Source organism: Limosilactobacillus vaginalis DSM 5837 = ATCC 49540 (genome assembly GCF_000159435.1).
In the GTDB taxonomy this organism is placed as follows: domain Bacteria; phylum Bacillota; class Bacilli; order Lactobacillales; family Lactobacillaceae; genus Limosilactobacillus; species Limosilactobacillus vaginalis.
On sequence record NZ_GG693414.1, the window covers coordinates 1 to 9,844 of the forward strand.

The 9,844-nt window shown below is 39.5% G+C and carries 7 protein-coding genes and 9 tRNA genes; 15 read left to right on the forward strand and 1 reads right to left on the reverse strand.

Annotated features, from left to right (window positions below):
• The first annotated feature begins 48 nt into the window (after positions 1-48).
• From HMPREF0549_RS05100 to HMPREF0549_RS05140, 9 genes are all read left to right on the forward strand, one after another.
• Positions 49-140, forward strand: a tRNA-Ser gene (locus HMPREF0549_RS05100).
• Positions 141-147: 7 nt separating this feature from the next.
• Positions 148-219 (forward strand) — tRNA-Glu (locus HMPREF0549_RS05105).
• 8 nt (positions 220-227) lie between these two features.
• Positions 228-300 (forward strand) — tRNA-Val (locus HMPREF0549_RS05110).
• Positions 301-352: 52 nt separating this feature from the next.
• Positions 353-425 (forward strand) — tRNA-Phe (locus HMPREF0549_RS05115).
• A gap of 5 nt (positions 426-430) precedes the next feature.
• Positions 431-513 (forward strand) — tRNA-Tyr (locus tag HMPREF0549_RS05120).
• Positions 514-519: 6 nt separating this feature from the next.
• A tRNA-Trp gene (locus HMPREF0549_RS05125) sits at positions 520-590 on the forward strand.
• 17 nt (positions 591-607) lie between these two features.
• Positions 608-682 (forward strand) — tRNA-His (locus HMPREF0549_RS05130).
• Between the two features lie 40 nt (positions 683-722).
• Positions 723-793: transfer RNA gene (locus HMPREF0549_RS05135), tRNA-Cys, on the forward strand.
• A 28-nt stretch (positions 794-821) separates the two neighbouring features.
• Positions 822-906, forward strand: a tRNA-Leu gene (locus HMPREF0549_RS05140).
• A 165-nt stretch (positions 907-1,071) separates the two neighbouring features.
• Here the strand turns inward: HMPREF0549_RS05140 and HMPREF0549_RS05145 are convergent.
• Entirely contained in the window at positions 1,072-1,620 is a 549-nt protein-coding gene (locus HMPREF0549_RS05145; protein ID WP_040531337.1) for a TetR/AcrR family transcriptional regulator, read from the reverse strand.
• Positions 1,621-1,784: 164 nt separating this feature from the next.
• Here HMPREF0549_RS05145 and HMPREF0549_RS09515 point away from each other — a divergent pair, with 164 nt between their 5' ends.
• The 6 genes from HMPREF0549_RS09515 to HMPREF0549_RS05170 form a co-directional block, all read left to right on the forward strand.
• Positions 1,785-2,150: a hypothetical protein gene (locus HMPREF0549_RS09515; RefSeq protein WP_003717203.1), complete on the forward strand. Its 366-nt coding sequence runs from the start codon at positions 1,785-1,787 to the stop codon at positions 2,148-2,150.
• Between the two features lie 6 nt (positions 2,151-2,156).
• The gene (locus tag HMPREF0549_RS05150) at positions 2,157-4,766 is read left to right on the forward strand and encodes an MMPL family transporter (RefSeq protein WP_003717204.1); all 2,610 of its coding nucleotides are present in this window, start codon (positions 2,157-2,159) and stop codon (positions 4,764-4,766) included.
• Between the two features lie 349 nt (positions 4,767-5,115).
• The gene (gene nrdD / locus HMPREF0549_RS05155) at positions 5,116-7,350 is read left to right on the forward strand and encodes an anaerobic ribonucleoside-triphosphate reductase (protein WP_003717205.1); all 2,235 of its coding nucleotides are present in this window, start codon (positions 5,116-5,118) and stop codon (positions 7,348-7,350) included.
• An 11-nt stretch (positions 7,351-7,361) separates the two neighbouring features.
• Positions 7,362-7,949, forward strand: coding sequence for an anaerobic ribonucleoside-triphosphate reductase activating protein (nrdG, locus tag HMPREF0549_RS05160; protein WP_003717206.1), 588 nt, complete (start codon positions 7,362-7,364; stop codon positions 7,947-7,949).
• Between the two features lie 12 nt (positions 7,950-7,961).
• Positions 7,962-8,963, forward strand: a complete 1,002-nt coding sequence (locus HMPREF0549_RS09360) for a SufD family Fe-S cluster assembly protein (RefSeq protein ID WP_003717207.1) — start codon at positions 7,962-7,964, stop codon at positions 8,961-8,963.
• A gap of 355 nt (positions 8,964-9,318) precedes the next feature.
• The coding region (locus HMPREF0549_RS05170; RefSeq protein ID WP_003717208.1) for a LysM peptidoglycan-binding domain-containing protein at positions 9,319-9,844 on the forward strand (526 nt) is incomplete at its 3' end.

Sequence of the window (9,844 nt, forward strand, 5' to 3'; positions counted from 1 at the left end):
GATTTGATTGAGCTTTGGCACCTGGTTCGTTGCCAGGGCTCGGATTTTGGAGAGTTGTCCGAGTTGGCCGAAGGAGCAGCATTGGAAATGCTGTATACGGGTTAAAGCCTGTATCAAGGGTTCGAATCCCTTACTCTCCGTTGTTATGACCCGTTAGTCAAGTGGTTAAGACACCAGCCTTTCACGCTGGTATCGTGGGTTCAAATCCCGCACGGGTCACTCTTTATGGAGGATTAGCTCAGTTGGGAGAGCATCTGCCTTACAAGCAGGAGGTCACAGGTTCGAGCCCTGTATCCTCCATTCACAACGAAAGTTGTGTTTGGTAATTTAATAAAACCCATATTATCGCAATGGCTCGGTAGCTCAGTTGGTAGAGCAACGGATTGAAGCTCCGTGTGTCGGCGGTTCGATTCCGTCCCGCGCCATTTATGGGGGAGTAGCGAAGTCTGGTTAAACGCGACGGTCTGTAAAACCGTTCCTTCGGGTTCGGTGGTTCGAATCCACTCTCCCCCACTTTATAGGGATATAGTTAAACGGTATAACTACGGTCTCCAAAACCGTCATTGTGGGTTCGATTCCTACTATCCCTGCTTTTATGAATTTTTTGGCGGTATTGGTGAAGTTTGGTTAACACACCGGTTTGTGGGTCCGGCACGCGTGGGTTCGAATCCCACATACCGCCCTTTGTTAAAAGGGTTTATCACTTTTAACGTTAACTATTTGGTGGTATAGCCAAGTGGTAAGGCAGAGGTCTGCAAAACCTTTATCATCGGTTCAAATCCGATTACCACCTTTTAGTTGTTAGCTAATATTAATATTTTGCCTCTGTGGCGGAATTGGCAGACGCGCTGGACTCAAAATCCAGTTCCCGTTGAGGGAGTGTGGGTTCGACCCCCACCGGAGGCATACTTTAGACGGATAATTAATATTAGTTAGCAAACAATGAAGTAGGTTGAAGCTTGATATATTTAGCTTCAACCTACTTTTTTTACTTAATGTCTTTATGCCTAGTTAAGCACGTGAGCATAACGTAAACATACAAAATTACACGGTAAAAAGATAAAAATAAAGTTAATCCATAACCCAATATTTATTCGCAAATTTACCGATAGCTTCACCTAATTCTTCTGGTGAGGCTTTTATTTTACCTTGCAGCCAGTCAATAAAGATCCCAAAAATTCCCGCAACTCCGTAAATATTACCGATAATTTGTTCCAATCCATTTGAATTATCATAATTAACTAGTTCGTGCTTGAAGCGATCTTGAAGATAGCTGATTGTTAATTCACTGTTTTGCTTACTAGCAAGCATGGTAAGTATGTCTTGCTGCGTTGAGATATAGTCTGAAAGGGCCTGGAATAATGGAATAAAATTATTGTCTTTAGTTGCCTGTGAATAATATCTACTAAAAATGTCCAAAAGATCCTTAGCTAATTCATTAATTAATGAATGATAAAGGTCATAGATATCTTGATAATGCGTATAAAAAGTTCCCCGACCAATATCTGCTAGCTCGGTGATTTCTGAAACAGTAATGCGAGAAAGAGCTTTTTTGCTAAGTAGATTAATTAAAGCTTTCTTTATTTGACGTTTGGTTCTATTTACACGACGATCAGTCATTTTATTCTCTCCATTTTCTTTTTTTATCGACAAGCTTGGTTAAAATATTCAAAATTTGACACTATCCTATAGATTAACCATTGTTTAAATTACTAGCCATAATATATTATACGTATGTCAATTAATCAACAGCTGTTCAAAAAATTAAAAGAGGAGCAAAATAAATGAATTGGATACGTAGAAATTATGTTGCGACAATTATTATCTGGTTATTTCTAACTGTAGTATCAGTAGTTACGTTACCCGACATTTCAGCATTGATTCGCCAAAAAGGTCAGGTGACTTTACCGGTAACTAGTGAAAGCTTTCAGGCGTATAAGCTGAATAAACAGATGCAGACAGGAAAAAATTCTAGTTCGGTTGTAATTGTTTATCATAATAAGAGCAAGCTAAATCAGGAGGATCAGCGAAAGATCAATAATCGGGTTAAGCAGTTAGCCCGTCAAAAGAAGAATTATCAGGTCACAAAAATTACCAGTACATTAAATGGTAAAGAAGTTGCTAAACAGGTTATTTCTCGCAAACGGTAAACCGAGTTGGTTAATGTTGATGTTGAGAAAACAGCTAACTTTGATCACCAGGCACAACAGATCAAGCGACTTTTAAAAGTAGAAGGGTTACAGACATATGTTACTAGTGACACCTTATTAGCAGATGAATTTTCTAATACGACTGAAGAGGGAATAAAGAAGACTGCGGTTATTACCATTATCTTTATTTTTATTGTATTAGTGCTGGTTTTTCGTTCGTTAATCATTCCCCTAGTTTCGTTACTAAATGTGGGAATTACGATGATTATTTCCCTAAGTTTAGTGATGAACCTTGCTAAGTATTTTAATTTTCCCATTTCTGACTTTACACAGGTCTTTTTAGTGATCATTCTGTTTGGAATTGGTACTGATTATAATATTTTGCTGTACGATAAGTTCAAAGAAGAGCTTGCAAACAGCAATCAATATCAAGCAATTAACGTTGTCAAAGCGTCAGCTGGCCGAACAATCCTATACAGCGGATTATCAGTCTTTATTGGCTTTGCTGCGTTAAGTTTTGCCAAATTTTCGTTCTATCGGTCAGCAGTTAGTTGTTCGGTTGGTGTTTTAGTTCTGTTAGCAGTATTACTAACCCTAAACTACTTCTTTATGGCTGTGTTAGGAAGAAAACTATTTTGGCCGTCACATAATTTTAAGGTTCAGCAGTCAAGTCAAGTTTGGCGGTTCCTATCACAACGGGGATTGAAACAGCCGCTGATTTATATTGTGATTTTTAGGGTGATTGCAGGGATAACAATTGTGAATGCCCCGCAACAATTAAACTTTAATTCAGCTGATGAGGTGCCGAATAGTAATCCAATTAAGAAGGGATACTTGATTGCCCAACGTGATTTCTCAAAAGGGAAAATATCACCAACCACAATTAACATTAAATTAAACCATCCCTTAAACAACCAGCAGGATTTGGCAGCAATTGATCAGATTACCAATGCTGTTAAGAAAAATTCAGGGGTGAAGTCGGTAATGTCGGTTACCCAACCCACCGGGAGACCGCTTAACCAGCTTTATGTCAAAAATCAATTGAAAACTGTTTTGACTGGCCTACAACAATCACAGACTGGTTTAACAACGATCAAGAATGGCTTGCAGAATGCTAGTAATCAACTGGCTAGTGCTAACATTAAGGAACAACTTGCACAAGTCCAACAATTAGCAGATGGAAGTCAGAGATTAGCAGATGCTAGTGGTCAATTTAACACTGGTTTAAATCAATACGTTGCAGGAACAAATCAGTATCTTGCAGGGACTAATCAACTAGCGAGCGGAATCGGTCAATTGCAAGTGGGGATTAACCCATTTGCAAGCGGTATTAATCAGGTGACTTCTGCTAGTCAGAAGTTGAATCAATCGGTAACAGAAGCTAACCAGCAGATCCAACAACTATCGTCACTGATGAATAGCCATTCCACTGGATCTTATTTTGCAATGGCCAGTCAATTAAACCAGGGAACAAGTCAACTAGCTGGTGCATTAACCACAATTAATCAGCAAGTCCCAACGTTAAGTCAAGGAATTAACCAACTAACTAATGGGAGTAGTGAACTGACTCATACTGGAAATCAGCTAAAAACAGCTGGCAATCAATTAACTAGTGGTGGTCAACAGTTAAACGGTGGTATTAATCAAGTTAACGGCGGAGTTCAACAACTAAATCACCAACTACAAGCGATGTCTAGCCAGTTAAATCAGCTAGAAGCCGGCTTAAATCAGGCAGTTAGCGGATTAGATAAAGTTCAAAATGGAATTAGTGAAGTGCAATCATACCTTAGTGAATTGAAAAACTCACCAGCAGGTAATCAGTTAAACATTCCTCGAAATGAACTTAATAATAGTGATCTCGTGACTTCCTACAATATTTATATGAATAAAGACCGTCAATTAACACAATTATCAGTAGTTTTAAAAGCTGATCCTAATAGTCATACTGCTGCCAAAACAGTTAAGCAGCTTGAAAAAGATGTTAAAGCACAGATAAAAGCGACATCATTAAGCAAGGCCAAAGTGGCGATTGGAGGCCAAACGTCACAAAATCTTGATCTTGAGACCTTATCTCAGGGCGACTTCACACGGACTGCTATGATCATGATTATTGGTATTGGGATTGCCTTGCTATTCTTTACGCGGTCAGTTCTTCAACCAATGGTGATTATTGCTACTCTGGTTGGAACCTACTATACTGCCATTAATTTAACAGCCCTTATTGCACAGCACTTTTTTCATGAACGCATGTTAACGTGGAATGCACCCTTTTTCACCTTTATTATGCTTGTCGCGTTAGGAGTCGATTACAGCATTTTCCTGATGATGCGTTATCGAGATGAAGAACTAGTGGATCCTGGAAATCAGGTTAAGCATATTCTACAAGCTGCAACCGTTATCGGTACTGTTGTGATGTCAGCAATTATTATTTTGAGTGGAACCTTTGCTGCCCTAATCCCATCTGGAGTCATAACCTTAATTCAGGTTGCAATTGCCGTGATTCTTGGCTTGATGATTTTGGTAACCGTATTGCCAATTATTATGTCTGCGTATGTTAAATTAACTTATGATTCACGGGTTAATAGGGGAATTGGAATAAAAAATAATACAAAATAATCAAAAATTTAGACCTCTCCACTGAATTTTATTGAAGTAATCAGTTATATATGAATCATTTTTCATGTATCTAGATTAATAAATTTTTAGTTAGATGATTTATCTATTGATAATATGAAGAAGAGAAAAAAGACGGATTTTCAATACAAAATCCGGAAGAAAGTTAATAAGGCAAGACCTTGTACTTTATCATTCTTAATTAGATTGTCTCAATTTAGCAAAAATCACAATAAATAGTAGATATAATATATCACCCCCTACATATTGTGTTGAGGAAGTCAACCTTTCTCTTCAATTTATTCAATAGTAAGATAGCAATCGTTAAACAATAAAAGAGGGGTCTGCAGAAATGAAAATAGAGTTAATGAATGATACAAGTTTACAAAATCTAACCGATGTAAAGGTTGTAAAGCGTGATGGCACTGAGACACCCTTTTACGGCTATAAGATTGACTTAGTGTTAAAGGAACTAAATGCTGACAGTAAAACGAAAGCTGCTGTTTACCAAGCACTTCTCTCCTTTATGGGAAAGAAAACAGTTTCTACTATTGAAATTGCACAAGCATTTATTTCGGGGCTAAAGAAAGCAGATCAAAATATTCTGGCCCAAAAATATGTTAACTATCGCCGTCAAGACGAGGAAAACTTTGCGGAAGCAACTGATCCGCAATACAAGCTTAGTCAATTATTTGACCGTAATTCGCGGGTTGTCCACGAAAACGCAAATAAGGATAGCCACGTTTTTAATACGCAACGGGATCTGGAAGCAGGGGTCGTTAGCCGTGCTTTGGGATTGAGAATGTTACCTGATTTAGTAGCTAAGGCTCATTTACGTGGCGATATTCACTGGCATGATTTGGACTATTCCCCAGTAACACCCGAAACTAATTGTTGCTTGATCGACTTTGATGAAATGTTTAAGAATGGCTTCAAGATCGGGAATGCTTGGGTTTCTTCACCACGTTCAATTCAAACGGCAACTGCTCAGATGTCCCAAATTATTGCAAACGTAGCTTCATTACAGTACGGTGGTTGTTCCGCTAACCGGATTGACCAATTATTGGAACCATATGCAAAGCTAAACTACCAAAAGCATATGAAGGATGCTGAACAATGGATTGCCCCTGAAAAGCGGGAAGAATTTGCTCGTGCGAAGACAAAGAAGGATATTTATGATGCAATGCAGGCTCTGGAATATGAGATCAATACTCTTTACTCAAGCCAGGGGCAAACACCATTTACCACAATCAACTTTGGCCTAGGGACCAGTTGGATTAGCCGGGAAATTCAAAAAGCAATTCTGAAGATCCGGATTAAGGGATTAGGGAAGGAACACCGGACAGCAATCTTCCCTAAATTGATTTTTACATTGAAGCGCGGATTGAACTTACAACCTGGTGATCCAAATTATGATATTAAGCAACTGGCACTTGAATGTTCAACTAAGCGGATGTACCCAGATCTATTGATGTACGACAAAATTAAAGAAATCACTGGCAGTTTTAAGACGCCAATGGGATGTCGTTCGTTCTTGCAGGGATGGAAAGACCCTGAAACAGGTAAAGAGGTTAATTCTGGTCGAATGAATCTTGGGGTTGTAACGGTTAACTTACCGCGGATTGCCCTTGAAGCTCAAGGCGATAAGGAACTCTTTTGGCAAATTTTCCAAGAAAAGATGAATATTTGTCATACTGCTTTGAAGTACCGAATTGCGCGGACAAAGCAGGCTAAGCCCGAAAATGCACCGTTGCTTTACATGTATGGTGCGTTTGGCAAGCGGCTAAAGCGGACTGATAGTGTTGATGAAGTCTTTAAGAATAGTCGAGCAACTATTTCTTTGGGATACATTGGATTGTATGAAGTCTGCACCACTTTTTATGGTTCAAATTGGGAACACAATAAGGAAGCCCATGATTTTGCAGTTTCGATTGCTAAGGCGATGCATGAACTTTGTGCTAAGTGGGAAAGCGAAGAAGGTTACCACTACAGTCTTTACTCAACTCCTGCTGAATCATTAACTGATACTTTCTGCCAAGATGACCTTAAAAAGTTTGGCCGGATTGAAGATGTTACTGATAAGGAATATTACACTAATAGTTTCCACTATGATGTACGAAAGCACCCGACACCATTTGAAAAACTAGAATTTGAAGAAGCATTTCCATACCAAGCTGCGGGTGGCTTCATTCACTATTGCGAATATCCAAATCTGCGGCAAAATCCGAAGGCACTCGAAGCTGTTTGGGACTGGGCATATGATCATGTTGGTTACTTGGGAACAAATACCGCGATTGACCAATGCTTTAAGTGTGGCTTTAAAGGTGAATTTGAGGCAACTGCACGTGGCTTTAAGTGTCCGCAATGTGGGAACCATGATCCGGCAACGTGTGATGTTGTTAAGCGGACTTGTGGTTACTTAGGAAATCCACAGCAGCGGCCAATGGTTCATGGTCGACATGAAGAAATTATCCACCGGGTAAAGCATATGAGTTCTTCAATGATTAAGTCGGCTGCTCAATTTGAACAAAACCGTCAATTTGACTGCAAGGAAAGCCGGGCTGCAATTAACGGTGATCAAATTTAAGAGGGGAAAAAATGGGAGAAAAGAGACCACAAAGATTACCAAAAAATCCACAACCAAAGGAGTGGCTAGCAAAGGACCATTCACTTCAATACGTAGCGGACTATAAGCCGTTTAACTTTGTTGATGGTGAAGGGGTTCGTTGCAGTGTTTATGTTAGTGGCTGTTTATTTAATTGTCCGGGTTGCTACAATAAGGCGGCACAAAACTTCCACTATGGTCAGCCTTATACCCAGGAACTTGAAGATCAAATAATGGAAGATCTCTCGCAGAGCTATGTTCAGGGACTTACTCTTCTTGGTGGCGAACCGTTTTTAAACACTCAGGTTTGTTTAAAGTTGATTCATCGGCTACGAAAGGAATTCGGCCATACTAAAGATATTTGGTCATGGTCTGGATATACCTGGGAAGAACTATTGAAGGATTCTGATGATAAATTGGAAATGCTTCATAATATTGATATTCTGGTTGATGGCCGGTTCTTGTTGGCAAAAAAGGATCTGACTTTACAATTCCGGGGCAGTTCCAATCAACGAATTATTGATGTCCCTAAGTCATTTGCTAGTGGCAAAGTAGTTATTTGGGATAAATTAGTCCATTAACAGGTGAGATTAATGAATGAAGAATTATTGAAGACTGTTCAAAAGGCTAGTCAGGGACAACCAGACTGGCTACAAAAGAAGCGTTCACTAGCAATAATGCTGCAAAAACGGTTCCCGTTAGCCAATCAGCAGCAGGCATGGTTAGCAAAGTGGCAGGAACCAGAGCTTGTAACCAATGATGAATCTTCACTGCTGAATCATGACGGGGACGATTTTGTTGCACTGCCAATCAACATGGCTGTCCAAAAGTATCCTGAATTATTACAGGAAAACTTGATGGAGAAAGCAGTTCGCTGGCAGGACAACCAGTTGAATGCACTTCACTTGGCATTAATGGATACTGGTCAATTTATTTATGTTCCAGATGAAACAAAATTAGAGAAACCGTTAAAAGTTGGGCTAGTTACGAGGAGCAATAATCCGCATAACCTAATTATTGTTGGTGCTGGTGCTCAGGTAACGGTCATTGAAGAGAGTGATTACAAGACGCAAAGTCCGTTATTTGCTGCTACTGAAATTTTGATGGGGACGGGAGCTCAGGTAAAGTTCTGCCAGAATAATCACTATCATGGTGACCTAGTTCGCCAAGCAGTTCACTCTTATCAAGCACGTGGATCGAAGCTTGAGGTTGAAGGGGTTATTCCAGAGAATCAACAAGGATATAGTAGCTTTTATAGTTTTCTTGATGGTTCTGATGCCCATTGGAATGTCCAGCTAGCTTCTATGGTTGAGGCTGACTGCCAGCAAGAGGTGGTTACTCAGGTTGATGGCTACGGTGAAAACACTAGTGCCCAAGTAAATGAGTGGGGATGGGTGGCTCCTAATGCTCAGTTGAAGTGGGGAAAACTAGCCACTGTGGATGACGAACCATTGGAGCTTCATCAACACCGTGTTATTGCTAGTAATGAAAAGACAGTAGTTAATGATCAAAAAGAGACATCTCATTTTAATGCTCCTGGTGACTTCTTTAAGGCGCAATTGCCGGCTAATTCATGGTTAGCGCGTCTTTCTTAGTTACAAAACAGTTACAGAAACACACTGAATAGCGATAAAAAGTCTAAATTAAGGGTCAGAAATCCCTAATTTAGACTTTTTTATTTTCCTTTATTACAAAATATATTTTATAAATGAATTGATGAGAAAAGATAGCTGGATCGCTTGCTACCGGGCTTTATTAATGCTTCTCAGAAGTGAAAATAATTGCTTTGTTACATCAGATTACGGAAAAGACTGAAATTGATAATCTGTAGTAACTACCATGTAATTTTGATCGTGTATATTAGAAACCGTTGATGAGGTTCATCAACAACCTAAATTAATAATTAGAAATTTGAAACAATATTTGAGAAAAGGAAGGTATTTCATTTATATGAATAAGTTATCGAAGAACATCGCTAAAGTTACAGCTGCTGTAGCCGGGGTCGTTGCCTTAGGTACTATCGCAACTACCACAACCGCTAACGCCGACTCAATTTACACGGTGCAAAGCGGTGACACCTTATCAGGAATTTCATATAAGTTAGGTCATGATTTAACTTTCGTTGATACGTTAGCTTCAAACAATAACATTGCTAACAAGAACTTGATTTACGTTGGTCAAAAGTTAGTAATCAAGGATGACGGTGAAGTTGCACCTGCTACTCAACAACAAGTTGAAACCTTACCATCAGCTAATACTGCTAACCAAACTAGTTCCGCAGCTGCCTCAACTAGTGCTGCTAGTCAAAGCCAAGCACAATCACAACAAACTGCTTCAGCAAGTACTCAGGCACAAACCGCAACTGCAACAACTTCAGCAAGCAATGCTGCAAGTTACAGTAACTACACATCAAGCGTATCCGGTAACGATGCTGCCGCTAAGGCATGGATTGCTGCCCGTGAATCAGGTGGTAGCT

What these genes read in the sequence shown, in the direction of transcription:
- nrdG (WP_003717206.1), top strand. Translation starts at nt 7,362, where the DNA reads ATGGGAGAAAAGAGACCACAAAGATTACCAAAAAATCCACAACCAAAG.
- HMPREF0549_RS09360 (WP_003717207.1), top strand. Translation starts at nt 7,962, where the DNA reads ATGAATGAAGAATTATTGAAGACTGTTCAAAAGGCTAGTCAGGGACAA.
- nrdD (WP_003717205.1), top strand. Translation starts at nt 5,116, where the DNA reads ATGAAAATAGAGTTAATGAATGATACAAGTTTACAAAATCTAACCGAT.
- HMPREF0549_RS09515 (WP_003717203.1), top strand. Translation starts at nt 1,785, where the DNA reads ATGAATTGGATACGTAGAAATTATGTTGCGACAATTATTATCTGGTTA.
- HMPREF0549_RS05145 (WP_040531337.1), bottom strand. Translation starts at nt 1,620, where the DNA reads ATGACTGATCGTCGTGTAAATAGAACCAAACGTCAAATAAAGAAAGCT.